This is a genomic window from Kitasatospora sp. NPDC054939 (genome assembly GCF_053610105.1).
Genome location: NZ_JBSGXP010000005.1, coordinates 1 through 24,323 on the forward strand (window position 1 = coordinate 1; position 24,323 = coordinate 24,323).

General features: G+C 72.6%; 23 protein-coding genes. 16 read left to right on the top strand and 7 right to left on the bottom strand.

Annotation, left to right across the window (positions count from 1 at the left end; all coding sequences use genetic code 11):
* Positions 1-36: 36 nt before the first annotated feature.
* Positions 37-1,254, bottom strand: a complete 1,218-nt coding sequence (locus ACWGB8_RS02805) for an MFS transporter (protein ID WP_452209573.1) — start codon at positions 1,252-1,254, stop codon at positions 37-39.
* Positions 1,255-1,703: 449 nt separating this feature from the next.
* Between ACWGB8_RS02805 and ACWGB8_RS02810 the strand changes: the two genes are divergently transcribed.
* The gene (locus ACWGB8_RS02810; RefSeq protein WP_452209575.1) at positions 1,704-3,053 is read left to right on the top strand and encodes a dicarboxylate/amino acid:cation symporter; all 1,350 of its coding nucleotides are present in this window, start codon (positions 1,704-1,706) and stop codon (positions 3,051-3,053) included.
* A 211-nt stretch (positions 3,054-3,264) separates the two neighbouring features.
* Here ACWGB8_RS02810 and ACWGB8_RS02815 read toward each other — a convergent pair whose 3' ends face one another.
* On the bottom strand, positions 3,265-3,468 hold the full coding sequence (locus tag ACWGB8_RS02815) for a cold-shock protein (RefSeq protein ID WP_452209577.1): 204 nt from the start codon (positions 3,466-3,468) through the stop codon (positions 3,265-3,267).
* A 366-nt stretch (positions 3,469-3,834) separates the two neighbouring features.
* Between ACWGB8_RS02815 and ACWGB8_RS02820 the strand changes: the two genes are divergently transcribed.
* The 7 genes from ACWGB8_RS02820 to ACWGB8_RS02850 all read left to right on the top strand — a co-directional run bounded on the left by ACWGB8_RS02820 (position 3,835) and on the right by ACWGB8_RS02850 (position 12,131).
* A complete protein-coding gene (locus ACWGB8_RS02820; protein WP_452209579.1) occupies positions 3,835-4,740 on the top strand; it encodes a menaquinone biosynthetic enzyme MqnA/MqnD family protein in 906 nt (301 codons plus the stop codon).
* Positions 4,741-4,850: 110 nt separating this feature from the next.
* Positions 4,851-6,674: a serine/threonine-protein kinase gene (locus ACWGB8_RS02825; RefSeq protein WP_452209581.1), complete on the top strand. Its 1,824-nt coding sequence runs from the start codon at positions 4,851-4,853 to the stop codon at positions 6,672-6,674.
* Between the two features lie 135 nt (positions 6,675-6,809).
* Positions 6,810-8,033 (top strand): cyclic dehypoxanthinyl futalosine synthase, encoded by a 1,224-nt coding sequence (gene mqnC / locus ACWGB8_RS02830; RefSeq protein ID WP_452209583.1) that lies wholly within the window; start codon positions 6,810-6,812, stop codon positions 8,031-8,033.
* Positions 8,034-8,080: 47 nt separating this feature from the next.
* A complete protein-coding gene (locus ACWGB8_RS02835) occupies positions 8,081-8,869 on the top strand; it encodes an imidazolonepropionase-like domain-containing protein (RefSeq protein WP_452209585.1) in 789 nt (262 codons plus the stop codon).
* Positions 8,870-9,132: 263 nt separating this feature from the next.
* Positions 9,133-9,723 (top strand): hypothetical protein, encoded by a 591-nt coding sequence (locus ACWGB8_RS02840; protein ID WP_452209586.1) that lies wholly within the window; start codon positions 9,133-9,135, stop codon positions 9,721-9,723.
* A gap of 169 nt (positions 9,724-9,892) precedes the next feature.
* Positions 9,893-10,585, top strand: coding sequence for a demethylmenaquinone methyltransferase (locus ACWGB8_RS02845; protein WP_452209588.1), 693 nt, complete (start codon positions 9,893-9,895; stop codon positions 10,583-10,585).
* A gap of 262 nt (positions 10,586-10,847) precedes the next feature.
* On the top strand, positions 10,848-12,131 hold the full coding sequence (locus ACWGB8_RS02850) for a geranylgeranyl reductase family protein (RefSeq protein ID WP_452209748.1): 1,284 nt from the start codon (positions 10,848-10,850) through the stop codon (positions 12,129-12,131).
* Between the two features lie 165 nt (positions 12,132-12,296).
* Here the strand turns inward: ACWGB8_RS02850 and ACWGB8_RS02855 are convergent, their stop codons facing one another.
* Positions 12,297-12,887: a dihydrofolate reductase family protein gene (locus tag ACWGB8_RS02855; protein ID WP_452209590.1), complete on the bottom strand. Its 591-nt coding sequence runs from the start codon at positions 12,885-12,887 to the stop codon at positions 12,297-12,299.
* A gap of 72 nt (positions 12,888-12,959) precedes the next feature.
* On the opposite strand from ACWGB8_RS02855, the gene ACWGB8_RS02860 reads away from it, so the two are divergent.
* The gene (locus ACWGB8_RS02860; protein ID WP_452209591.1) at positions 12,960-13,535 is read left to right on the top strand and encodes a TetR/AcrR family transcriptional regulator; all 576 of its coding nucleotides are present in this window, start codon (positions 12,960-12,962) and stop codon (positions 13,533-13,535) included.
* Positions 13,536-13,642: 107 nt separating this feature from the next.
* On the opposite strand, the gene ACWGB8_RS02865 is transcribed toward ACWGB8_RS02860, so the two are convergent.
* From ACWGB8_RS02865 to ACWGB8_RS02875, 3 genes are all read right to left on the bottom strand, one after another.
* Positions 13,643-14,656, bottom strand: a complete 1,014-nt coding sequence (locus ACWGB8_RS02865; RefSeq protein ID WP_452209593.1) for an ATP-grasp domain-containing protein — start codon at positions 14,654-14,656, stop codon at positions 13,643-13,645.
* Between the two features lie 234 nt (positions 14,657-14,890).
* The gene (locus tag ACWGB8_RS02870) at positions 14,891-15,217 is read right to left on the bottom strand and encodes a MazG-like family protein (protein ID WP_452209595.1); all 327 of its coding nucleotides are present in this window, start codon (positions 15,215-15,217) and stop codon (positions 14,891-14,893) included.
* Positions 15,218-15,300: 83 nt separating this feature from the next.
* The gene (locus ACWGB8_RS02875; RefSeq protein ID WP_452209597.1) at positions 15,301-16,029 is read right to left on the bottom strand and encodes a peptidylprolyl isomerase; all 729 of its coding nucleotides are present in this window, start codon (positions 16,027-16,029) and stop codon (positions 15,301-15,303) included.
* Positions 16,030-16,225: 196 nt separating this feature from the next.
* On the opposite strand from ACWGB8_RS02875, the gene ACWGB8_RS02880 reads away from it, so the two are divergent.
* Complete coding sequence (locus ACWGB8_RS02880) at positions 16,226-17,305, top strand: DMT family transporter (protein ID WP_452209599.1); 1,080 nt, start codon at positions 16,226-16,228, stop codon at positions 17,303-17,305.
* 109 nt (positions 17,306-17,414) lie between these two features.
* Here ACWGB8_RS02880 and ACWGB8_RS02885 read toward each other — a convergent pair whose 3' ends face one another.
* Positions 17,415-18,074, bottom strand: a complete 660-nt coding sequence (locus tag ACWGB8_RS02885; RefSeq protein WP_452209601.1) for a hypothetical protein — start codon at positions 18,072-18,074, stop codon at positions 17,415-17,417.
* 174 nt (positions 18,075-18,248) lie between these two features.
* Between ACWGB8_RS02885 and ACWGB8_RS02890 the strand changes: the two genes are divergently transcribed.
* The 6 genes from ACWGB8_RS02890 to ACWGB8_RS02915 all read left to right on the top strand — a co-directional run bounded on the left by ACWGB8_RS02890 (position 18,249) and on the right by ACWGB8_RS02915 (position 24,322).
* Positions 18,249-19,331: a sensor histidine kinase gene (locus tag ACWGB8_RS02890; RefSeq protein WP_452209602.1), complete on the top strand. Its 1,083-nt coding sequence runs from the start codon at positions 18,249-18,251 to the stop codon at positions 19,329-19,331.
* Complete coding sequence (locus ACWGB8_RS02895; RefSeq protein WP_452209604.1) at positions 19,328-20,077, top strand: response regulator; 750 nt, start codon at positions 19,328-19,330, stop codon at positions 20,075-20,077. Before ACWGB8_RS02890 ends, ACWGB8_RS02895 begins: the two co-directional genes overlap by 4 nt.
* A 902-nt stretch (positions 20,078-20,979) precedes the next feature.
* Positions 20,980-21,339 (top strand): NADH-quinone oxidoreductase subunit A, encoded by a 360-nt coding sequence (locus ACWGB8_RS02900; RefSeq protein ID WP_030060100.1) that lies wholly within the window; start codon positions 20,980-20,982, stop codon positions 21,337-21,339.
* Between the two features lie 108 nt (positions 21,340-21,447).
* Positions 21,448-22,002, top strand: a complete 555-nt coding sequence (locus tag ACWGB8_RS02905) for a NuoB/complex I 20 kDa subunit family protein (RefSeq protein ID WP_452209606.1) — start codon at positions 21,448-21,450, stop codon at positions 22,000-22,002.
* Entirely contained in the window at positions 21,999-22,886 is an 888-nt protein-coding gene (locus tag ACWGB8_RS02910) for an NADH-quinone oxidoreductase subunit C (RefSeq protein ID WP_452209608.1), read from the top strand. The genes ACWGB8_RS02905 and ACWGB8_RS02910 overlap by 4 nt, the downstream gene beginning before the upstream one ends.
* Positions 22,886-24,322, top strand: a complete 1,437-nt coding sequence (locus ACWGB8_RS02915) for an NADH-quinone oxidoreductase subunit D (RefSeq protein WP_452209610.1) — start codon at positions 22,886-22,888, stop codon at positions 24,320-24,322. The genes ACWGB8_RS02910 and ACWGB8_RS02915 overlap by 1 nt, the downstream gene beginning before the upstream one ends.
* Position 24,323 lies beyond the last annotated feature (1 nt).

Below are 24,323 nucleotides of genomic sequence, written 5' to 3' on the forward strand. Positions count from 1 at the left end.
GGTCGGCGGGGGCTCGGCGTCGGCGCGGCGCGGCGGTCAGGCCACCGGCACCGCCGCCATCGGCGCGGCCACCGGCAGCACCGGGGCGGACCGGAACCACCGGCGCGAGCCGAACAGCAGCAGCCCGCCTAGGGCGATCCCGCCCACCGCGCAGAGCGCCACCGAGCGCAGCGACTCCTCCGCGAGCACCCCGGAGACCGCGTAGCCCAGCGAGTTGCCGGTCGCGAACAGCGTCACCAGCCAGGCGAACGCCTCCGTCACCGTGCCGACCGGCGCCAGCTCGGCGACCAGCACGAACGCCGCCGCCAGCAGCGGGGCCAGCGCCACCCCGGAGACGAAGGCCAGCACCGCCATCGGGTACGGGCCGGGCACCAGGAGCAGCGGAAGGTAGGAGAGCGCCATGACGAGCGCCATCACCCAGGTGCGGGTCGCCGTGCTGCTGCGCCACTGCACCGCGCCGTACGCCAGCGCCCCGAGCAGCCCGCCCAGGGCGGCGAGCGCGAGCAGGGTGCCGGCGCCGCCGGGCAGGGCGCCCGCGTGGTGGTCGGCGTACGCGATGAAGAGCACGTTCTGCGCGCCGACCGCCCAGCCGGCCCCGGCGAGGCCGATCAGCAGCAGCACCAGGCCGGGGGAGCGCAGCGGGCCGAGCAGTCCGGCGGAGTGCTCGCGCGCCGGCGCCTGCCAGGCGCGGGCCGGAGCGGTGGTGGCTACCACCAGTGCCCCGGCGAGGCCGAGGGCCGCGGCCACCCAGAGGGCGGCGACCGGGCTCGCCAGCCCGGCGATCCCGGCGACCGCGAGAGGTCCGGCCACGTAGAGGATCTGCTGCGAGGCGGAGTCGAAGGCGTAGGCGGTGTCGAGCTGCTCCTCGTCGACGACGTCCGGCCAGAGCGAGCGCAGGCAGGGCTCCAGCGGCGGCATCGCCAGTCCGGCGATCGCCGCGCCGACCGGGGCGGCCAGGACCGAGCCGGGGGCGAGGGCGAGCAGTGCGTACCCCGCCCCGGCGACGACGGCGGAGGCGATCAGCACCCGGGGCTGACCGGTGCGGTCGACGATCCGCCCGAGCACCGGGCCGCCGATCGCCGCCGAGATCGCGTACGCGCCGGTGGCCAGCCCGATCCGGCTGTACGGGGCCCCGGCCTCGCGCAGGGCGAGTGCGATCACCAGGGCGGTCATGCCGGCCGGGAGGCGGCCGAGCAGCGTGCCGAAGAGCAGTCGGCCGACGTTCGGGGCGCGGAGCAGGGCGACGTAGCCCATGGGCGGGGGCCTCCGGTTTCTGTGGGGTGCTCTTCGTGCGGCCTTGTGGTTGCCTCTTCAAGTTATACGTATAACTGGATGCCGGTCAATCGGCGCCGGCGGCAGAACTGATGGGGCGTCAGCTTCGTTCGTGGTCGGAGTGGCCATTGGGGTTGGCCGGAACTCAAACAACTACTTTGAACATCTCAAACCTTTACTGCTAACGTATCGGCCATGACCACCTCAGGCGCACCGCGGAAGAACGGCCCGGGCTCGATGCCCGCGACCGCCCGCGCGTGCCGTCTGCCGGGTGCTGTGGACGGCCCGCGGCCCTGTCGCGCGATGAGCTGTATGCGGGCGGCACGCCCCTGATCCCCCGGGTCCGGATCTCCCCGTCCGCCCCCGGCGCCGTGCCGCCGCCCCGCCCGTCACCCCTGTCTTCCTGACGCACTCCCCGGAGCCGCACCGTCATGTCCACAGCGCCCGAGGCGACCACGTCGCCCTCCGTGCTCGCCAGAATCCGCCGGACCCCGTTCTGGGCGCAGATCGTCGCCGGCCTCGTGCTCGGCGTCCTGCTCGGCTACATCGCCCGGACCGCCGAGATCTCCTGGCTGGCCACCACCCTGGAGACGATCGGCAAGATCTTCGTCCAGCTGCTGAAGCTCGCCGTCCCGCCACTGGTCTTCACCGCGATCCTGGTGAGCGTGGCCAACCTCCGCAACGTCACCAACGCGGCCCGCCTGGCCGCCCGGACGCTGCTCTGGTTCCTGATCACCTCGCTGATCGCCGTCGCCATCGGCCTCGGCCTCGGCCTGCTGACCAACCCCGGCGAGGGCACCGACCTCAAGACCGAGGGCCTCAAGGCGCCGAAGACCACCGGCAGCTGGATCGACTTCCTGACCGGCCTCTTCCCGACCAACATCGTCACGGCCTTCACCGAGGTCGAGGTCCTGCAGATCGTCTTCCTGGCGATCGTGGCCGGCGCGGCGATCCTCAAGCTCGGCGCCAAGGCCGAGCCGGTCCTCAAGCTCAGCGAGTCCGTGCTGGAGCTGGTGCAGACCGCGCTCTGGTGGGTCATCCGGCTCTCCCCGCTCGGCACCCTCGGCCTGATCGGCAAGTCCGTCGCCAAGTACGGCTGGGACCTCCTGGAGCCGTTCGCGGTCCTGACCGTCGACATCTACGTCGGCTGCGCGCTGGTGCTGTTCGGCGTCTACTCGCTGCTGCTGAGGTTCGCCGCCGGACTCAACCCGCTGCACTTCTTCAAGGGCGCCTGGCCCGCCATCCAGCTGGCCTTCGTCTCCCGCTCCTCGGTCGGCACCCTGCCGGTCACCCGCCGGGTCACCGAGCGCCTCGGCGTCCCGAAGGAGTACGCCTCCTTCGCCGTCCCGTTCGGCGCGACCACCAAGATGGACGGCTGCGCGGCGATCTACCCGGCCCTGGCCGCGATCTTCGTCGCCCAGGTGTACGGCATCCAGCTGGGCATCAAGGACTACCTGCTGATCGCCTTCGTCTCGGTCATCGGCTCGGCCGCCACGGCCGGTCTCACCGGCGCGATCGTGATGCTGACGCTGACCCTGTCCACCCTGGGCCTGCCGCTGGAGGGCGTCGGCCTGCTGCTGGCGATCGACCCGATCCTGGACATGATCCGCACCGCGACCAACGTGGCCGGCCAAGCGGTCGTCCCGGTCGTGGTCGCCGCCCGGGAGAAGACCCTCGACCTGGCCGCCTACAACAGCCCCAAGGGCGACCTGCTGGACGACGTCGAGCCCGCCGCCGTCATCCCCGCCCAGGCCGACGGCAAGGCCGTGGCCACCGCCTGACGGCCGCCGCCCCGCCCCACCGACCGCCCGCCCCCTGCGCCCGTTTCGCAGGGGGCGGGCTGCGTCGTGCGGGGGAGGGCGGGTACGAGGCAGGGGGCCCGCCGCGATTGGCGAGCCCCCTTGGGTACTGCTGTTTGTGCTCCTGAGGCGGCCCGTTGGGGGTCGCCGGCGGACCCGCGGGGTCCCGAGCGATCAGGTCATCAGAGGATGATCAGATAGCGGTGACGTTCTCCGCCTGCGGGCCCTTCGGGCCCTGGGTGACGTCGAAGCTGACCGCCTGGTTCTCCTCCAGCGAGCGGAAACCGCTCGCGTTGATGGCGGAGTAGTGGACGAAGACGTCGGGGCCGCCGCCCTCCTGGGCGATGAAGCCGAAGCCCTTCTCAGCGTTGAACCACTTGACGGTTCCCTGAGCCATGCCGTTCTCCTTGCGAGGGACGTGTCGGGCACCACACCGTGTGGCACCCGGTCCGCTGCGCTGATCGCCCTGCCTCCGGACGAGCCCGGAGTTTTTCGATATTGCTGAAAAACTACAAAAAGCCCGCGGTTACATGCTCCGCAGGCTTCAAGTACTGCAAGGGGAATCAAACTGCAACTGAGGGCAACGCTAGCATGCGTGCGCTGTCACGACCAGGGGTCACCAGCGGTCCGTACAGGTGTGTCGTAAGGCCCCCGGAGAGCCCTCCGGAAGGCCCTCCCGGGGCGTGTCGCAAGGCCGGTGCGGGCCTGCCGAAACCGGAGGCATACCCTGCGGGAAGGCGTACGAACAGCAAGGGAGCGCACGGTGGCGGTGCGGGAGACGACCGGCCGGGAGCCGGGCCGCGGGCTCGGGAACACCCCGGTCAGGCCGAGGGTCGGGCATATTCAGTTCCTGAACTGCGTACCCCTCTACTGGGGCCTCGCCAGGACGGGCAATCTGCTCGATCTCGATCTCACCAAGGACACCCCGGAGAAGTTGAGCGACCAGCTGGTCGGCGGATCTCTCGACATCGGCCCGATCACCTGCGTGGAGTACCTGCGGCACGCGGACGAACTGCTCGTCCTGCCCGACATCGCGGTGGGCAGCGACGGCCCGGTGATGTCCTGCGTGATCGTCAGCAAGGTCCCGCTCGCCGAGCTCGACGGCCGCCCGGTCGCACTCGGCTCCACCAGCCGCACGTCCGTCCGGCTCGCCCGCCTGCTGCTGGAGGAGCGCGAAGGGGTCCGGCCCGAGTACTTCGGCTGCCCACCCGACCTGGACGCGATGCTCGCCCGCGCCGACGCCGCCGTGCTGATCGGCGACCCCGCGCTGCGGGCCTCGCTGGAGCAGGCCCCCTCACAGGGACTGGCCGTGCACGACCTCGGTGCGATGTGGAAGGAGTGGACCGGGCTGCCGTTCGTCTTCGCCGTCTGGGCCGCCCGCCGGGACTTCGCCGAGCGCCGGCCCGACCTGACCGCCGCCGTCCACCGGGCCTTCCTGGAGTCCCGCGACCTCTCGCTCACCGAGGCCGGACTGGTCGCCCGGCAGGCCGCGCGCTGGGAGGCCTTCGACGCCGACGTGCTGGAGCGCTACTTCAGCGAGGCGCTGGACTTCTCGCTCGGCGAGCGGCAGCTGACCGGCATCGCGGAGTTCGCCCGCCGGGTGGCGCACGACAGCGGCTTCGCCCCCGATGTCACCGTTCGGCTGCTGGAGCCCGCCGTCGTCCTCTGACGGGCCGTCCTGCCGGTACGGTCGGCACCCGGGGCCGGACGCGCCACCGCGGGGCACGGCGCCCGGCGGCGGCGGGCGGCCGGGGCAGCGGTCGAGGGGAGCAGGCGGGCATGCAGGCACTGGAGTCGGACGACCCGCGTCAGGTGGGCGGCTACCGGCTGCTGCGGCGGCTCGGCGCGGGCGGCATGGGCCGGGTCTACCTGGGGCGGACGGCCGGGGGCCGCACGGTGGCCGTCAAGGTCGTCCGCGGCGAACTCGCCGAGGACCCCGAATTCCGCGCCCGGTTCCGCCAGGAGGTCGCCGCGGCCCGCCGGGTCGGCGGCGCCTGGACGGCACCCGTCCTCGACGCCGACACCGAGGGCCCCCACCCCTGGGTCGCCACCGGCTACGTGGCCGGACCCGCGCTCGGCGCCGCCGTCCAGACCTTCGGACCGCTGCCCGAGCCGGCCGTCCGGGCCCTCGGTATCGGGCTCGCGCAGGCCCTGGAACACGTCCACGGACTGGGGCTGGTCCACCGCGACGTCAAGCCGTCCAACGTCCTGCTCACCCTCGACGGCCCCCGGCTGATCGACTTCGGCATCACCCGCGCCCTCGACGTCACCAGCGCGCTCACCCGTTCGGGGTACGTCGTCGGCTCGCCCGGCTTCATGTCGCCGGAACAGGCCCAGGGCCGGACCGCAGGACCGCCCAGTGACGTCTTCTCGCTCGGCGCCGTGCTCGCCCACGCCGCCGGCGGGGTGCAGCCCTTCGGCGAGGGGCTCGGCGCGGCCGTCCTCCTCTACCGGGTGCTGCACGAGGAACCCGACCTGTCCGGAGTCGGCGGGCCGCTGCGCGGCATCGTCCGGGAGTGCCTGGCCAAGGACCCGGCCGACCGGCCCACCCCTGCCCGGCTGAGCGACCTGCTCGACCCGGACGGCTCGGTCGCCGCCCTGCTCGGCGCCCAGGGCGGCTGGCTGCCGCCGGCGCTGGCGGCGGCGGTCGGGCGCAGTGCGGTGGAGCTGCTGGACCTGGAGGCGGAGGCGGGGGCAGGCCCGGGGGCGGGTTCCTGGCCGGGGGCAGGTGGGGCTTCCTGGCCGGGTGCCGGCGGATTCGGGGTCGGGGCAGGGGGGCCGGAGGGTTCGACCGGGGGTGGGTTCGGGCCCGGGACGACCGAGCGGGTGGCGGCGGCCCGGTCGGGGCCCGGGCCTGACGCGGCGTCGGGCTCGGGTGCGTCGGGGGCGGGTGCGTCGGGATCGGGTTCCGGCGCGTTCGGGCCGGTGGGTGCGAACGGTGCGGCGACCGGGCCCGTGGACGTGCGGACCGCCCCGACCGGCCGCCGGGCCGGCCGTACCCGGGCCGCGGTGGCCGCTGTGCTGGCGGCGGCGGTGCTAGGACTCGGCGGCTGGGGCCTGTACGCCTGGCTGGGCCCGGACGGGCGGCACGACGAGGCCCGGGACACCGGCGGGACGTACACCGCCGCCCCGCCGGCCGGCACCGGCAGCCCGACCGCCGGAGGCACGGCCACCGCAGGCACGGCCACCGGGGGCACGGCCACCGGGACGACCGGGGGCACCCCGACCGGCGGGTCCGGCACCGTCCCCGCCGCCTTCCTCGGCACCTGGCGCGGCACCATGACCACCCAGAGCGGCAACCCGGGCGGCACCACGACCGTGGTGATCGGCGCCGCCACCGTCGGCCAGGAGAACACCACCAGCCGCAACCAGTCCGTCGGCCTCCCCATCGAGATCACCTGCCAGGGCGCCTGGACGCTCAGATCGGCCACCGACACCGAGCTGGTGTTCACCTCCCGGCTGACCGCCTCCTCGATCGCGGGCGTCTGCACCGGCGGCTCCAACGAGGAACGGCTGGCCCTCCAGAAGGACGGCACGATCCGCTTCAGCTCGATCGACCCGCTCGCCGGCAACCCGACCGGAACGCTGAGCAAAGTGGGCTGACGCGGACCCACGCAACCCCTGGCGTAGGCTGAACCGGCAGCACTGCCACGCCCGCCGGAGCGGCACACGGCAGGCGCTGCAGCCGTACGCGGAGCAGTACCGAACGCAGCACCCCGAGAGAGAGAAGGCCGTCAGGTGTCCGAGCTCGCAGCGACCACCCTCGATGCGCCCAGCACCGACCTGCAGGCCGTCCTCGACCGCGCCGCAGGCGGGGGCCGGATCACCCCCGAGGAGGCGCTGGAGCTCTACCGCTCGGCGCCGCTGCACGCGCTCGGCTCCGCCGCCGACGCGGTGCGCCGCCGCCGCTACGCGGGCGTCGAGCACATCGCGACGTACATCATCGAGCGGAACATCAACTACACCAACGTCTGTGTGACGGCGTGCAAGTTCTGCGCCTTCTACGTGCCGCCGAAGAGCGACAAGGGCTGGTCCCGCGACCTCGACGAGATCCTGCGCCGCTGCGCCGAGACCGTCGAGCTGGGCGGCACCCAGGTCATGTTCCAGGGCGGCCACCACCCGGACTACGGCGTCGAGTACTACGAGCGGGCGTTCTCCGCGATCAAGGCGGACTTCCCCCAGCTGGTGATCCACTCGCTCGGCGCCTCCGAGGTCGAGCACATGGCGAAGATCTCCAAGGTGTCGATCGAGGAGGCCATCACCCGCATCCACAAGGCGGGCCTGGACTCCTTCGCCGGCGCCGGCGCCGAGCTGCTCCCCGCCCGCCCTCGCAAGGCGATCGCCCCGCTCAAGGAGTCCGGCGAGCGCTGGCTGGAGATCATGGAGGCCGCCCACGGCCTGGGCGTCGAGTCCACCTCCACCATGCTGATGGGCACCGGCGAGACCAACGCCGAGCGCATCGAGCACCTGCGGATGATCCGCGACGTGCAGGACCGCACCGGCGGCTTCCGCGCTTTCATCCCGTACACGTACCAGCCGCAGAACAACCACCTCAAGGGCTCGACCCAGGCGACCGTCTTCGAGTACCTGCGGATGATCGCCGTCGCCCGGCTCTTCCTCGACAACGTCGCCCACATCCAGGGCTCCTGGCTGACCACCGGCAAGGAGGCCGGCCAGCTGTCGCTGCACTACGGCGCCGACGACCTGGGCTCGGTCATGCTGGAGGAGAACGTCGTCTCCATGGCCGGCGCCAAGCACCGCTCCAACCTCACCGAGCTGATCCACCTGATCCGGGCCGCCGACCGCGTCCCGGCCCAGCGCTCCACCACCTACCAGCACCTGCGGGTGCTGGACGACCCGGCGAACGACCCGGTCGACCCGCGCGTCGCCTCGCACATCGCCTCCACGGCGATCGAGGGCGGCACCGCGCACCCGGAGCTGAAGATCCTCGACAACAACTGAGCGACGCCGCCGACGACCGCCACCGACCACCGCCGCTGACCGCCGCCGTGCTGACCCTGCACCGGGCCGCCCTGCTGCTGCCGGACCCCGCCGCGTCCGGCGGGGCCGTGCTCTCCGTGCTCTCTGGGCCCTCGGTGGCGTCGGTGCCCTCGGTGCCCTCGGTGGTCTCGGTGTCGGACGGGGCGGTGGTGGTGCAGGGCGAGCGGATCGCCGCGCTCGGCCCGTACGCCGAACTGGCCGCCGCCCACCCCGCGGCCCGGGTGCGCGGCTGGGGCGAGGCGCTGCTCGTCCCCGGGCTGCGCAACCCGTACGGGCGGTGGCTGCTGGAGGACGCGTACCACCCGGACCCGCGCGAGGGGATCGGCAGCGAGCCGGTGCCGGGCGGCCTCGCCGCGGGCGCCGAGGGGGGCGGCGCCGATGACGTGCGCTGCGGGGCGAGCGCCCGGCGCGGGCTGCAGCGGATGCTCGGGTACGGAGTGACGGCGGTGGTCGGCCCGTTCGACCGCGCCGCGGTACGGACCGCCGTGGCCCGCTCGGGGCTGCACGTCCTGTCGGGGGGCTTGTCCGGGGGTCTGCCCGGGGGCCCGTCCGGAGACCCCTCCGAGGGCGCGTCCGGCGGACTGCCCGGGGGCCTTCCGGCGGTGGGGGGTTCCGGAGCCGCGCCCGGTGCGGGCCCGTTGGACCCGCTCGCCGCCCTGCCGCTCGCCGAGGCCGTGCACGGCCGGCTGGCCGTCGGCGGACGGGCCGACTTCGCCGTCCTCGCGCTGCGCGACGGCGCCCCCGGCGCGTGCCTGGCCACGGTGCTGGCCGGGCGGTTGGTGTACCGGCGGCGCTGATCCGGGGCGGGCGGTGCGTACCGCCGTCGAATGTACTGACAGGTAGCCGGATTCCCGTACGACCCCGCGCCCGTGCTTCGTGTGCGCCCGAACTCGGTTGCGCGTCAGAGCGGCTGATTCCCCCTTCGCCGTGACCTGAGGGCCCGCCAGCGGATACGATCCCGGACAGCTCACCCATCCGTACCCTCACCAACACCTCCGCCCGTGCCCGCGGGCGGCGGGGCCCCGTCCCAGGCCCCGACGTGCAAGCCAGGACAGGAACCATGCGACCCGCGACCGTCCACCCGCCGCGCTCCCCGCGGTTGGGCCGTGGTTGGTACCTCGCCGCCGTGCTCAGTGCGGTCTTCGCCGTCGGCATGTGCCTGCTCGGCTGGCGCCAGGCCGAGCAGGCCGACCGGATCGCCGCCCACCCGGTGAGAGTCGAGGGCGTGGTCACCCAGCTGCCCGGCGGCAGCGGTTCCTACAGCACCGTCAGCTACCGGGCCGCCGGCGTCGCGCACACCGCCGCCGCCCTGCCGCTGGCCGCGCACGCCCGGATCGGCGACGCCGTCTGCCTGGAGCACGCGGCCGACGACGCCGGGGCCGTCCGCGTCTGCGGCGACACCTACCCGCAGCCGGTCGGCATCGGGCTCGCCCGGATCGCCGTACCGATCGCCGTGGCGCTCTTCCTGATCTGCGTCCTGCGGATCCGCCGCCACCGCCGGGCCGTCGCCTTCCGGATGGGCCAGCACGGCCGGATCGCCAGCACCGTCGCCCTCGCCACCGGCGCCCTCGCCGACGGGATGCCCGCGATAACCCACGGCAAGCGCTCCCGCCGCAAGCGCCGCTCCACCGGGCGCCGGGCCGCGCACTGACGGCTGCGCACCGGCGGCTGCCCGCTGACGGGCCGCTCCGGGGGCGGGGCCGGTCGGCGGGGCCGGCCGGGGTCGGTAGGGGTATCGCCGGGGCAGGTCGGACACGTCGCCGGGTCGGCCCGTGTGCCCCCTTGGTCCGGGGCGCGGGGTGAGGGTGAAGAATGGGGGCGTGACCCGAGCCTCTCTGGACAAGCAGCCGCAGGAAGTCGCCGCCATGTTCGACGACGTCGCGGAGAAGTACGACCGCACCAACGATGTGCTCTCCCTCGGCCAGGCCCGGGCCTGGCGGCGGGCGGTGGCCGAAGCGGTGGCCGCCGGGCCGGGCGATCTGGTGCTCGACCTCGGCGCCGGCACCGGCACCTCGTCGCTGCCTTTCGCGGAGGCCGGCGCGCAGGTCGTGCCGTGCGACTTCTCGGTCGGCATGCTGGCGGAGGGCAAGCGCCGCCACCCCGAGCTGCCGCTCACCGCGGGCGACGCCACCCGGCTCCCGTTCGCCGACGGCACCTTCGACGCGGTGACGATCTCCTTCGCACTGCGGAACGTGCACGACACCGACGCCGGACTGCGCGAGATGCTGCGCGTCACCAAGCCCGGCGGCAAGCTGGTGATCTGCGAGTTCTCCACCCCGACCTGGACGCCGTTCCGCACGGTCTACACCGAGTACCTGATGCGCGCGCTGCCCCCCGTGGCCACCGCCGTCAGCAGCAACCCGGACGCGTACGTCTACCTCGCCGAGTCGATCCGCGAGTGGCCGGACCAGCCCGCCCTCGCCGCGAAGCTGCAGGAGGCCGGCTGGTCGAAGGTGGCCTGGCGCAACCTCACCGGCGGCATCGTCGCGCTGCACCGCGCGTACAAGGTCTGACCGCCCGCGGCCGGGCCGGTCGGGCGGTCGGGCGGGCCCTTCGTGGTGTGCCTCCGGGGTGCGCCTGCAGGGTGGGCCTTCGCCGTTCGCCTCCGGGGTGCGCCTTCGGGATGCCCCGGGGCCGCCGAACCGTCGACCCGACGTCCCGGGTGCGGCGGGCGCCCGAGTCGCGCCCGACCGCCGGTAAGCACCTCGTAGACTCGTCCAAGCCCAGCCGACCCGCAGCAGGAGTGTGCCCACCGTGTCCGAGACCGCAGTCGACCTGAGCGCAGGGGCCGTCGAGAGCACCGCCGACGTCATCGTGGTCGGTGCCGGCCCGGCGGGTGCCACCACCGCGTACTACCTGGCCCAGGCCGGGCTGGACGTGCTGCTGCTGGAGAAGACCTCGTTCCCGCGCGAGAAGGTGTGCGGCGACGGCCTCACCCCGCGCGCCACCAAGCAGCTGGTCGACATGGGCATCGACGTCTCGACCGAGAACGGCTGGCTGCACAACAAGGGTCTGCGCATCATCGGCGGCGGCGTCCGGCTGGAGCTCGACTGGCCCGAGCTGTCGGCGTTCCCCGACTACGGCCTGGTGCGCAAGCGCGCCGACTTCGACGAGCTGCTGGCCCGTCAGGCGGAGAAGGCCGGTGCCCGGCTGTACGAGCGCTGCAACGTCAGCGGCCCGGTGCTGGACGACCGGACCGGCCGGATCGTCGGGGTGACCGCCAAGCTCGGCGACGAGAAGCGCGCGGTCACCTTCCGCGCCCCGCTCGTCGTCGCCGCCGACGGCAACTCCACCCGGCTCTCGCTGTCGATGGGCCTGCACCGCCGCGAGGACCGCCCGATGGGCGTCGCCTACCGGACGTACTTCACCTCGCCCCGCCACGACGACGACTACCTGGAGTCCTGGCTGGAGCTCTGGGACACCCGTGGCGGTCAGCGGAAGCTGCTGCCCGGCTACGGCTGGATCTTCGGCATGGGCGACGGCACCTCCAACGTCGGCCTCGGCATCCTCAACTCCTCCCCGGCCTTCGGCGAGCTGGACTGGCGCGAGGTGCTGAAGGCCTGGTGCGCCGGCATGCCCGAGGAGTGGGGCTACACGCCGGAGAACATGACCGACCCGATCCGCGGCGCGGCCCTGCCGATGGCCTTCAACCGCCAGCCGCACTACACCCGCGGCCTGCTGCTGGTCGGCGACGCGGGCGGCATGGTCAACCCGTTCAACGGCGAGGGCATCGCCTATGCGATGGAATCCGGCCAGATCGCGGCCGGCGTCATCGTCCAGGCCCACGCGCGGGTGACGGAGGCGGGCCGGGAGCGTGCGCTCCACGCCTACCCGAGCATCCTCAAGGACGTCTACGGCGGCTACTACACCCTCGGCCGGGGCTTCGTGAAGCTCATCGGCAACCCGAAGGTGATGCAGCTCGCCACCCAGCGCGGCCTGACCCACCCGATGCTGATGCGCTTCGTCCTCAAGATGCTGGCGAACCTGACCGACCCGCAGGGCGGCGACGCCATGGACCGCATCATCAACGGCCTGGCGAAGGTCGCCCCGAACGCCTGACGCCCGCCCGGCCGACTTCCTGCGCGCTGCGGCGGCTCGTCCGGGGGCCTCGGCCTGCGTCCTTCTCCGCCCTTCGTCACCCTTCTTCGCCCTTCTGCACCGGCTCCCGCCTGCCCTGTCGGCTACCGTCCGGCCCCATCCGCCCTCATCCGCCCTCATCCGCCCTCACCGTCGGAAGAGGCGGGTGAGGGTGACGTCGTTCGCGAACGCGGTGCGCTCGGCGACCGCGAAGACCGTCGGGTCGAAACCGCCGTCGAACGCCGGGATGCCGGAGCCCGCGACGACCGGGTAGCTCTTGACGATCAGTTCGTCGATCTCGGGCAGCAGTGTGCCGGCGAGGCGCCCGCCGCCGCAGAGCCAGATGTCCAGCCCGCCCTCCTCCTGCTTGAGCGCGCGGACGGCCGTGAGCGGATCTGCCGCGATCACCGTGACCGCCGGGTCGTGGTCGGGCGCGAGGGTGCTGGACACCACGTACTGGCGCAGGTGTGCGTAGGGGCTGGTGATCCCGGCGTCCAGGGCCGGACGGTAGGTGCCCAGGCCCATCACCACCGTGTCGAACTGCCGGTTGGGCGCGTCGGCCAGGCCGACGGCTGCCCGCACCGGGGTGGGCACCGTCTCCGGGTACCGCGCATTGGTCCACCCGGCGTACGCGGCGGCCTGCCGCTCGTCGCCCTGCGGGAAGAAGCCGTACTCGCCGTCGGGGCCGGCGATACGGCCGTCGAGGGTGACGGCGATGTAGTAGACGAGCTTTCGCATTCGGATTAACTCCATCCGTAGTACTCTGACTGAAGTGGTCAGGAATTTAGTACTACGGATGGAGTGGTGTCAATGGCGCGACGGAATGACGAGCGGCGGGCTGCCCTGGTCGATGCCGCGATCGAAGTGCTGGCCAGAGAAGGCGCCCGCGGTCTGACCTTCCGGGCGGTGGACACCGAGGCCGCCGTGCCCGCCGGAACCGCGTCCAACTACTTCGCCAACCGGGACGACCTGCTCACCCAGGCCGGCGCCCGCGTCTACGAACGCCTCCAGCCCGACGAGGCGACCATCACCCGGCACCGCGCCGCCGACCGTGACCGGGAGACCTACGTGGAGCTCATGCACGAACTGGTCGGCCGGGTCTCCTCCTTCCGCACCGGCTACCTCGCGCTCCTGGAACTGCGCCTGGAAGCCACCCGCCGCCCCGAACTGCGCAAGGTGCTCACCGAGCGGGTTCGCGCGGACGTCGACGCCAACGTCGGCTACCACCTGGAATCCGGCCTCCCCGGCGACGCCACCGCCGTCAAGCTGCTCTACCTGGCCCTCAACTGGCTCATCGTCGAGCAGCTCACCCTGCCGGAGGTGTTCACCGAGGCCGAGCGGGACGCGCTGGTGCAGGCCGCGGTGGAGCGCATCGTGGAGGCCTGACGGCCGGGGCGCGGCTGGTGGTCGCGGCTGGTGGTCGGGCGGGAGTGGTGTTCGGGCGGGAGTGGTGTTCGGGGTCGACGGTCCGGAGGGGTCGGGGCGGGTGTCGGTCAGCGGTGGCGGGGCTCGACGTGCGCCTGGACGTAGGGCACGGCGAGCCCCTCCAGGGCTCCGGGCGCACCGAACGCGGGGTGGACGTTCACCTCGAAGATCACACCGCCGCTCTCCGCAGCCAGGTCGACGCCCGCGAACGGCAGACCGACCGCTGCTGTCGCCTCGGACGCCAGCCGGTGCAGGTGCGCGGGGAGCGCGTCGGGGTGGAGCGGAGTCGACGTGGCGCCCTGGGCGACGTTGCACGGGGCGTCCGGATCGGGCTGGACGTGCTCGGCTACCCAGATCACCCGCCCGCGGAGCACGACCACCCGGTACTGGTGGCGCAGACCGGACGGTCCGAAGTTGCGGGCGTCCCGGGTGAGCAGCCAGCGCTCCCCGGCGGCTGCGTAGCGGGCGGCCACCTCGGCGAGGACGTCCGCGGCGGTGACGTGGAAGACGTCCTGGCCGCCCATCCCCGACACCGGGCGGGCCCAGACGTCGCTGCCCAACTCCTCGAAGGCGCCGAGGACCGCAGCCGGGTCGGCATCCGGAGCGAGGCAGACCGAGCGCATCTGGCGAACCCCGGCCGCCGCCAGCGCCTTGACCATCAACTCCTTGTCGCCGGCGGCACGCCAGGCCACGGCATCCGTCCCCAGGCACGGGACCCCCGAGGCGGCCAACGCCGCCTGGAACGGTTCCAGCGCCGGCCGTGCGGCGGGCGGTATCTCGTACAGGACGACCGCCGCCGGGGCCTCGACCCGTACGCCGTCGGCCTCCAGGGCGAGCGCGGTGCCCGCCGGTGCACCCGTGACCGGGGCGGCGGGGTCGATGAGGCCGTCGCCGGTCGGGGTGAACCGGCGGGCGTCCAGGCAGACCGGAGCCTCGCCGGTGACCCGGCGGATCGCCTCGGCCAGCACGGCCCGGCTGCCCTCGTGCTCCCCGTGGTCGGTCACGAGCACCACCGAGCCCGTCAGGGTCCGGCGGTCGGAGGTGGTCGCACTGCGGCGGGCGGGCTGATCGAGGCTCGTCACGCGCCCATCCAACCGTCCGCAGGCAGATCGAATCAATGGGCCCGGAGGGCGAGTTCGGCGGGATCGCGTACGGGGGTGACGGGCGGGGCGATGCGAGGCGCCGCGGGGCGCCGCGGCGGGGTGGGCCGGCTCGGGCCAGCCGACTGAGGTGGGCGGGGTGAGGTGAGTCGGCCGAGGTGGGCGGGGTGCGGCGAGCAGGGTGGTGCAACGGCGGGGTGGGCGGGCCGCGTTGGTTCAGGCCTGGCGGCTGGCTGCCGATCGCTGCTCGACGTAGGCGAGGCGCTCGGCGAACACCCGGGCCGCGTCGGGCGTGAGGGTGCGCAGGGCGACCAGCGCCGAGAAGACGACATCGCACAGCTCGTGCTGGACGTCCTCCCAGCTGTGGGTGACCCCCTTGCGCGGGTTCTGCCCGGTGGCGCCTATGACCGCCTGGCCGACCTCGCCGACCTCCTCGGACAGCTTCAGGATGCGCAGCAGCCGCTCCTGGTCGGCCGGGAGGGTGCTCTCCGCGTCCAGCCAGGCGACCAGGTGGTCGACGCTCTCCCAGATCCTGCTGTCCATGTGCGCTCGCTCCCGTACGGCCTGCGGTACTCCGGTGACCTTCCCACCGTACGGGAGCGCGGCACGGCCGGCCGTCGGCCGGATCAGCGGGTGCTGATCTTCACATTGCGGAACTTGACCTTGAGGTTGGGGAATCCGTCGCCGGGGTTGTTCTGGTCGTCCTGGCCGGCGGCGGCGATCTTCTGCAGGACGTCCATGCCCTCGGTGATTCGGCCGAAGGGGGTGTAGGCGGGGGAGAGCTTGGTGTCCTTCCAGACGATGAAGAACTGGCTGCCGTTGGTGTTGGGTCCGGCGTTGGCCATGGCGACCGTGCCGGCGGGGTAGGTGGCGCCGGTGAGGTTCTCGTCGGGGAACGAGTAGCCCGGGCCGCCGCTCCCGGTGCCGGTCGGGTCGCCGCACTGCAGAACGAAGATCCGCTGGGTGGTGAGCCGGTGGCAGTGGCTGCGGTCGTAGTAGTCCCGCTCGGCGAGGAAGCGGAAGGAGAAGGTGGTGCACGGAGCCTTGTCGGTCAGCGCCTGGAAGGTGATCGCGCCCTGCGTGGTCTTCAGTGTCGCCTTGTAGGGCTTGGCGGCCTTCCTGGCGTCGAAGACCGGGATGCCCTTGAAGTTGTCGGCCGGTATCGCGGGGGTGTAGCTGCAGGTCACGGCGGTGGAGGCGGAGGGTGCCTCCGAGCCTCCGGCGCCGGCGGCGTGGGCGGTACCGGTGCCGACGGCGGTGAGCGGAAGTGCGGCGGCAGCGACGATGGTCAACGCACGGGTCCTGCGCTTCATGTGACGGGCCTTCCGGTGGGTGGTGGACGGCTTGCTTGTCATGGCGACATCATCCATGCCCGGTCGTCGATCCGGTAGACGGGTAAAACCGTTGATCGCACCGGGCCGGATGCGCAAGGATGGCGCCCCGCTCAGCAATACCGCCGCTCCGTCCGATGTCGCACGGGCCGTCTGCCACGGGTCGACCGACATGCGCCGCGCGCCGTGCGCTCGCCCCGGACCTGGAGGGTGTGAACCCATGCGTACGTCCAGCGGATTCGTCCGCGATCTGCCCGTGCTCCTGGTGGCCGTGGTCTGGGGGTCCTCCTTCCTGGCCGTGCAGCGGGTCGCCGACCCGGACACGGTGGTGGCGATGCTGGTCCTCCGGTTCGCGCTGGCCCTGCCGCTGCTCGGACTGATCGGGTGGCGCGCGCTGCGGGGGCTTCGGCGGGAGGAGTGGCTGGGCGGCATCGGGCTGGGTCTCGTACTCGCCGTGATCTTCCTCCTGGAAACCTACGGCGCGGTCCACACCTCGGCCACCAACGCCGGCCTGATCATCAGCCTCACCATGGTGTTCACCCCGCTCGCGGAGAGCGCCCTCACCCGTACCGCCCTGCCCAGGGCGTTCCTCGCGGCGGCCGGCCTGTCGGTGGTCGGAGTCGCCCTGCTGACCGGGGGAGGCGGGCTGCGGCCCCCGGCCTCCGGCGATCTGCTGATGCTCGGCGCGGCCGTGGTCCGAACGGTGCACGTGCTCACCATGGCCCGCGTCCGGGCCATTCGCGACACCGACTCGCTCGCGGTCACCTGGGTGCAACTCGCCACCGCCACGGTGGTGTTCGCGCTGATCTCGCCCCTCGCCGGCCCGATGCCGTGGACGCTCGCCGCCTCGTTCGACGCGGCCCAGTGGGCCTGGCTGCTCCATCTCGCCCTCCTGTGCACGTTGTTCGCCTTCCTCGTCCAGATGTGGGCCGTCCGTACCACCTCCCCGTCGCGGGTCAGCCTGTTGCTGGGCACCGAACCGCTCTGGGCCGCCGTCTTCGGCATCACCCTCGCCGGTGACCACCTCGGAGCGTCGGCGCTGCTCGGTGGCGTCCTCGTCCTGGTCGGCACCGAGTGGGGCCGCCGGACGGCCGTGCCCGTGCCGGCACCGGCACCGGCACCGGCGAGCGAACCGCCGTCGAGCCCGGGGTCGGCGAACCCGGGGGCAGCGGACCCCTGGTCGGCAGATCCGGCGCCGTCGGACGCTGATCGGTCGGGTCCGGCGTCGGCGGGGCCCGTGCCCCCGTCGGGTCCGGCGAAGCCCGATTCGGAGGCGGACGCGGCGTCGGTACCCGCCTGACCGTCGGCGTCGGGCGGACGTCCCCGGCCCCCCGGAGTTCCCAGAGCCTCCGGAGCCCCCGGACGGCAGGAGCGGTCCCGCTCATGCGCATCGCTGCCCACCGGCCCGCTCACCTCCGGCGCAGGGTGCGCCGGGCGTAGTCGAAGGTGACCAGGCCGAGTAGCGGGCCCCAGGCCACCAGCGGCAGGTAGGCGAGGGTCATGACCAGCCCGGCGAAGCCCTGGGGAGACTCGGGCGAGCCCATGTTCTCCGGGCTGCTCCAGGCGATCGCGCCGAGTATGCCGAGGGTGGTGAGGAGCAGCGCCCCGAGCGCGGCCGGGACGACTGCGGCGAGGGGGCGCACCCTGCGCCGGCCCAGCAGGGGCACCCAGGCCGGCACCACCTGCCCCCAGGGGCGGACCAGGCCCACGGTGAGCAGGGCCAGCGCCTCGGCGAGCAGACTGAGCGAGATCATGTAGACCGAGCCCATGCCCGGGACGTCCTGGTGCAGCGAGGCGAGTTCCGCGCCGGAGAAGCCCATGGTGGCGCCCGTGGCGAAGCAGATCCGCCAGAGACCGGACGGCACGGTGGTCCAGATGGCGGCCTTGGCGGTGACCTCGGCCCAGCGGGGGGCGGCCCGCACCGCGGAGGCCCGGGGGACCACGCCGGGGCGGCGGTCGGCCGGGTCGCCGGAGGCACCGGAGTCACCCGAGGCACCGGGGACGACGGGGCCGGTCGCGGTCGGTGCGGCCGCGGTGGTGCCGGCGGTGGCGGTGGTGACAGCAGCCATGGTGACGAACTCCTCCCCGGAAAGCCCGAGCGGCTGTCCGACTGCCTCAAGCGTCGTCACCGGGAGAGGCCGGCAACAGATGCCGATCGGCAGGTACTTGCTGGTCGGATCGCTCGAAAGATGTGCCGATCGGCAGACGCGAAACGCCCCTGACGGTCCGTAGGCTGACGTTCTGTGGGAGAAGTGATCTGGCAGGCGGTGTCGGCCCTGGCCGTGCCGGTGGTGGTTCTGGTCGGGCTGCCGGCCCGGCGGCGCTATGGAGCGGAGGCGGTGATGGAGACGACGGGGTTGGTCTCGGTGGCCGTCACCGTTGCCATCTGGGCCGCCGGGCGCTGGACGGAGGCGGATCGGGTACCGGGCCTCATCGGACTGGTCGAGCTGGCCGCCCTGCTGGTGCTCGTGGGGCTGGCAGTGCGCAGTGGACGGGCATGGCGGGGTTCGGCCGCAGCTCTGGCGGGCGGCGTCGCGGTCGCGCTCTGGCCGTCCCGGTTCGAGGGCGTCGGAGGGCCGGGCGAGGCGCTGACGCTGGTGGGCTTCGGGGCCACCTTCGTGGTTCCGGCGGCCCTGGCCGGCCGCTACCTGCGGCGGCTGGACGAAGGCCGACGTGCTTCGGTGGCCGCCGCCCGGCGCACGCAGCGCATCGAACTCGCCCACGATCTGCACGACTTCGTGGCGCACGACGTCAGCGGCATGGTCGCGCAGGCGCAGGCCGGCCTGGTGCTGGCCGCCTCCGACCCGGCGCGGGCGGCCGCCCTGTTCGAGCGGATAGAGGCCGCCGGGCAGCAGGCCCTGGCCTCACTCGACCGCACCGTGCACCTGTTGCGGAGCGAGGAGGAGGACGGGGGCGCCGGGCGCGGGCCCCAGCCGGGCCTGGGCGACCTCCCGGCCCTGACCGAGCGGTTCACCGAATCGGGACGTGTGGTCGTGCGACTGGAGGCGCCACCGGCAGGCAAGGAGGTACCGCGGGAGGCGGCGGCCACGGCGTACCGGATCGTGGTCGAGGCGCTGACCAACATCCGGCGGCACGCCCCGGGCGCCCGCGCCGTGGATATCCGGGTACGACACGTGGGTCGAGAACTGGAGGTGACCGTGACCGACGACAACAAGGCTCCGCAGAAGACAAGTTCCCGCAGGAGCGGCAGCGGGCTGGCGGGCCTGGCGGCCCGGGTGGAGGCGCTGGGCGGAACGCTCACTGCCGGACGGAATGCCGACGGCGGCTGGCAGGTCGCCGCAACGATGTCCCTGGAGGGGCGATGAGCATCAGGGTCCTTCTGGCCGACGACGACGAGGCCATCCGCAGCGCCTACCGGATCATCCTGGACGCCCAACCCGACATAGAGGTGGTCGGCGACGCGGCCGACGGTGTGGAGGCGCTCGAACTGGCAGAGCAACTCCGTCCGGACGTGGTGCTCGCAGACATTCGGATGCCGCGGCTGGACGGCCTGGAGCTGACCAGGCGCCTGGGCGAGGAGTTCCGTGTGGTCGTGGTGACCACCTTCGACCTCGACGAGTACGTGCACACGGCACTGCGGGCGGGTGCGGCGGGCTTCCTGCTGAAGCGCTCGGGCCCTGCCCTGCTGGCGGAGGCGGTGCGGGCAGCTGTGGCCGGGGATGCGTTGATCAGTCCGCAGATCACCGTCCGCCTGCTGCGTCGGCTCTCCGGTCCTCCGGGCCCCGAGAGCAGTGGGACGCCCGGGTCGTCGGGCATCGGGACGGCGCCCGCCGGGGCCGTGCGTACGGCAGCGCCGGCGGCGACCCTGGCGGAGGTGTCGACCGAGTCGCTGACCGCGCGGGAGGTGGAGATCGCCCGACTCGTCGGGGACGGTGCGACCAACGCCGAGATCGGAGCCGAACTCTTCATCACCGCCGGGACGGTGAAGAATCACCTGGCTGTGATCCAGCGGAAGATCGGCGCGCGCAACCGGGTCGGTATCGCCGCCTGGGCCTGGGAGACCGCCCGCCAGGAGTGCGGGAGGGGGAGTAGGGAGAGAGGAGAGGTGTAGGGAGAGAAGAACAGGGAGGCGTCGAGGAAGCGAGGGGCGGCAGGGCCGTCGGGCCAATGGCCGGGAGTACGACGTCCGGCGCCCGGCGCGAGCCTGCAGCTCAGCCCTGGGCCGGTACAGGCGTCGGCGCGGCACCGTACGTGAGCCACCGCCCCGCTGGTCGGGCAGTCGTGGCCGTGGCTACCTCCCGTCACCCCCGACCCAGTGCCCCGCACCCAGTGCCCCACACGCACGCTCCGGCACTCAGTGGCCCACACCCAAGATCCGGCACCCGCCGCCCGGCGCCCGCCCCCCCGGCACCCGCCGCCCGGCGCCCGGCGTCCCCCCTCGGTACCAGCCGCCCGGCACCCCCACCCGGCACCCGCCGCCCCGCCCCGCCCCGACCCGGCCCCCACCGCGGCCGCGCGAGCCCGGTACCGCGGGCCGACGCGCCCTCCGACGCCTGCCGTCCACCAACTCCCGCTGTGCGCTTGTGAACGAAGGGTCAAGCGCACGTTCGTCGTTCGCCACCCCTCCGAGTGAGCCCCCGAAGGCCGCTATAACACGTCAACCTGGCGCCCAGAAATTTGCTCTGAGCGGCGCATAGTTGATATAGGAGCGTGGCCCTGACCAGCCGCTTCGCAGTTGAATGCGACTGCTTGTGACCATTTGACTCCCTTGTGTTGATAACTCAGGGCATGTTCGCTTTCATCGCGATTCGCGAGGTGTCGCAGATCACAAAGATCGTCGTGACACGCGTGTCGCAGATCACAAGTGGACAGGCATAGGATGCGCTCGTTCCAGGCTTTGTGAACTGCCTCACATGGGGTGGATCTCGGGAACTGGAACGCGGGTCCACCACAGCGTGACCCGTCGGTTCCGATCTGCAGTCAAGGACGACTGGACGGAGGGAGCGGGGGCTTATGAATGCCTACGCGCCGATCCTCGTACTCGGTGCCATCGCGGCGGCGTTCGCGGTCGGCTCCGTCGTGATGGCCTCACTGACCGGGCCCAAGCGGTACAACCGGGCCAAGTTGGAGGCGTACGAGTGCGGCATCGAGCCGACCCCGCAGCCTGTGGGCGGCGGTCGGTTCCCGATCAAGTACTACCTGACGGCGATGCTCTTCATCGTCTTCGACATCGAGATCGTCTTCCTCTACCCGTGGGCGGTCACCTTCGACGCCCTGGGGATCTTCGGGCTGGTCGAGATGCTCCTGTTCATCGCCACGGTCTTCGTCGCGTACGCCTACGTCTGGCGGCGCGGCGGTCTGGAGTGGGACTGATCGCAAGGCCGCCCCGGAGGCCGGCCGCTGGATTCGCCGCAGGGCTCACCGCCGCCCTTGTGAACGGGCGGACAAGCCAAAGGACTTGAAGGCACTGAGAGGGAACTGATGGGAATCGAGGAGAAGCTGCCGAGCGGCTTTCTGCTCACCACTGTGGAGTCAGCCGCCGGCTGGGTGCGCAAGGCGTCGCTCTTCCCGGCCACCTTCGGACTGGCCTGCTGTGCGATCGAGATGATGACCACCGGTGCCGGTCGTTACGACCTGGCCCGGTTCGGCATGGAGGTCTTCCGCGGTTCGCCCCGGCAGGCCGATCTGATGATCGTGGCGGGTCGGGTGAGCCAGAAGATGGCCCCGGTCCTCCGCCAGGTGTACGACCAGATGGCGAACCCGAAGTGGGTCATCTCGATGGGGGTCTGCGCCTCCTCCGGCGGGATGTTCAACAACTACGCGATCGTCCAGGGTGTCGACCACATCGTGCCGGTGGACATCTACCTGCCGGGCTGTCCGCCCCGCCCGGAGATGCTGCTGGACGCGATCCTGAAGCTGCACGAGAAGATCCAGCACGAGCCGCTGGGCGTGAACCGGCGCCGCGCCGAGGAGCGGGACGAGGAAATCGCCCTGCAGGCCACCCCGATCAGCGAGATGCGGGGGCTGCTGCGATGAGCGACCGCGACCAGCAGGGCAGCAGCACCCCCAACGCCGCCGAGACCCCGGGCGACCGGCCCGCCGCCGCCCTCGAGCCCACCACCCAGGCTCCCGGGAAGGCGCCCGCGCAGTCCGCCACGCCCGCCCCCGCGCAGCCCACCACCCCGGCTCCCGGAAAGGCCCCCGCGCCCACCCCCACCCCCGCCCCCGAGCAGGTCCCCGTAGCCCGCCGGGAGATCCCGATCGAGGTGGTGGGCCGTCGCCAGGGCATGTTCGGGGCCCAGGGCAGTGGTGACACCTCCGGCTTCGGCGGCCTGGCTGCGCCGATCGTGCTGCCGGGTGCCTCGGAGCGCCCGTACGGCGGGGTCTTCGACGAGATCGCCGACGAGTTCGAGGGTGCGCTGGAGGAACAGGGCCTGGATCCGGCCGAGGTGATCGAAAAGACCGTCGTGGACCGCGGCGAGCTGACCTTCCACATCGAGCGCGAGCACCTGCTGAGGGCGGTCCGCACGCTGCGCGACGACCCGGCGCTCCGCTTCGAGCTCTGCCTCGGCGTGAGCGGCGTGCACTACCCGGGCGACACGGGCCGTGAGCTGCACGCGGTCTACCACCTGCGCTCGGTCACCCACGGCCGCCTGCTCCGCCTGGAGGTCACCGCGCCGGACGCCGATCCGCGGGTCCCGTCCGTGGTCAGCGTGTACCCGACCAACGACTGGCACGAGCGCGAGGTCTACGACTTCTTCGGCCTGGTCTTCGACGGCCACCCGGCGCTCACCCGGATCATGATGCCGGACGACTGGCTGGGGCACCCGCAGCGCAAGGACTACCCGCTCGGCGGCATTCCCGTCGAGTACAAGGGCGCCCAGATCCCGGCGCCCGACCAGCGGAGGTCGTACAGCTGATGAGCACCCAGCACTCCGCGCACGCGGAACACAGCGCCGGACACAACGCCGGTGCCGGACACAACGCCGGTGCCGAGCACAACCCCACCGACCCCCAGCACAACCCCGCCGCCGACCCGTACGAGGAGGCCGGCGCCCGGGACACCACCGAGGGCCGGGTGTTCACCGTCACGGGCGGTGACTGGGGCGAGGTCGTGGAGGCCGTCGGCCGGGCCGACGACGAGCGGATCATCGTCAACATGGGCCCCCAGCACCCGTCCACCCACGGCGTGCTGCGGCTGATCCTGGAGATCGACGGCGAGACGGTGACGGAGGCCCGCTGCGGCATCGGGTACCTGCACACCGGCATCGAGAAGAACATGGAGTTCCGCAGCTGGGTCCAGGGCACCACCTTCGTGACCCGCATGGACTACCTGACCCCGCTGTTCAACGAGACGGCCTACTGCCTGGCGGTCGAGAAGCTCCTCGGGATCACCGACGACATCCCGGACCGCGCCACGGTCATCCGGGTCATGATGATGGAGCTCAACCGGATCGCCTCGCACCTGGTGTGCCTGGCCACGGGCGGCATGGAGATCGGCTCCACCACCCTGATGATCTACGGCTTCCGCGACCGCGAGATCATCCTGGACGTCTTCGAGCTGGTCACCGGCCTGCGGATGAACCACGCGTACGTCCGTCCGGGCGGCCTCGCGCAGGACCTTCCGCCGGGTGCGGTCGACCAGGTCCGCGAGGCGGTCAAGCTGCTGCGCTCCCGGATGCACGAGTACGACAAGCTGGCCACCGGCAACCCGGTGTTCAAGGCCCGCCTGGTGGACGTCGGCTTCCTCGACCTGGCCGGCTGCCTGGCGCTCGGTGCGACCGGCCCGATCCTGCGGGCCACCGGCCTGCCGCACGACCTGCGCAAGTCCGACCCGTACTGCGGGTACGAGGACTACGAGTTCGAGGTGGCCACGGCCGACACCGCGGACTCCTTCGGGCGGTTCCTGATCCGCCTGGAGGAGATGAAGCAGTCGCTGCTGATCGTCGAGCAGTGCCTGGACCGGCTGCGGCCGGGCCCGGTGATGGTGGCCGACAAGAAGATCGCCTGGCCCGCCCAACTGGCCGTCGGCCCGGACGGGATGGGCAACTCCCTCGACCACATCCGGAAGATCATGGGCACCTCGATGGAGGCCCTGATCCACCACTTCAAGCTGGTCACCGAGGGCTTCCGGGTCCCGGTCGGCCAGGCGTACACGGCGGTCGAGTCGCCCAAGGGCGAGTTGGGCGTGCACGTGGTCAGCGACGGCGGGACGCGGCCGTACCGGGTCCACTTCCGGGATCCGTCGTTCACCAATCTGCAGACGATGGCGGCGATGTGCGAGGGCGGCCAGGTGGCCGACGTGATCGTCGCGGTGGCCGGGATCGACCCGGTGATGGGAGGCGTGGACCGGTGAG

Coding starts and splice junctions, on each gene's coding strand:
- ACWGB8_RS02805 (WP_452209573.1), bottom strand. CDS start 1,254: ATGGGCTACGTCGCCCTGCTCCGCGCCCCGAACGTCGGCCGACTGCTC.
- ACWGB8_RS02810 (WP_452209575.1), top strand. CDS start 1,704: ATGTCCACAGCGCCCGAGGCGACCACGTCGCCCTCCGTGCTCGCCAGA.
- ACWGB8_RS02815 (WP_452209577.1), bottom strand. CDS start 3,468: ATGGCTCAGGGAACCGTCAAGTGGTTCAACGCTGAGAAGGGCTTCGGC.
- ACWGB8_RS02825 (WP_452209581.1), top strand. CDS start 4,851: ATGCAGGCACTGGAGTCGGACGACCCGCGTCAGGTGGGCGGCTACCGG.
- ACWGB8_RS02840 (WP_452209586.1), top strand. CDS start 9,133: ATGCGACCCGCGACCGTCCACCCGCCGCGCTCCCCGCGGTTGGGCCGT.
- ACWGB8_RS02855 (WP_452209590.1), bottom strand. CDS start 12,887: ATGCGAAAGCTCGTCTACTACATCGCCGTCACCCTCGACGGCCGTATC.
- ACWGB8_RS02860 (WP_452209591.1), top strand. CDS start 12,960: ATGGCGCGACGGAATGACGAGCGGCGGGCTGCCCTGGTCGATGCCGCG.
- ACWGB8_RS02870 (WP_452209595.1), bottom strand. CDS start 15,217: ATGGACAGCAGGATCTGGGAGAGCGTCGACCACCTGGTCGCCTGGCTG.
- ACWGB8_RS02875 (WP_452209597.1), bottom strand. CDS start 16,029: ATGACAAGCAAGCCGTCCACCACCCACCGGAAGGCCCGTCACATGAAG.
- ACWGB8_RS02880 (WP_452209599.1), top strand. CDS start 16,226: ATGCGTACGTCCAGCGGATTCGTCCGCGATCTGCCCGTGCTCCTGGTG.
- ACWGB8_RS02885 (WP_452209601.1), bottom strand. CDS start 18,074: ATGGCTGCTGTCACCACCGCCACCGCCGGCACCACCGCGGCCGCACCG.
- ACWGB8_RS02895 (WP_452209604.1), top strand. CDS start 19,328: ATGAGCATCAGGGTCCTTCTGGCCGACGACGACGAGGCCATCCGCAGC.
- ACWGB8_RS02900 (WP_030060100.1), top strand. CDS start 20,980: ATGAATGCCTACGCGCCGATCCTCGTACTCGGTGCCATCGCGGCGGCG.
- ACWGB8_RS02905 (WP_452209606.1), top strand. CDS start 21,448: ATGGGAATCGAGGAGAAGCTGCCGAGCGGCTTTCTGCTCACCACTGTG.
- ACWGB8_RS02910 (WP_452209608.1), top strand. CDS start 21,999: ATGAGCGACCGCGACCAGCAGGGCAGCAGCACCCCCAACGCCGCCGAG.
- ACWGB8_RS02915 (WP_452209610.1), top strand. CDS start 22,886: ATGAGCACCCAGCACTCCGCGCACGCGGAACACAGCGCCGGACACAAC.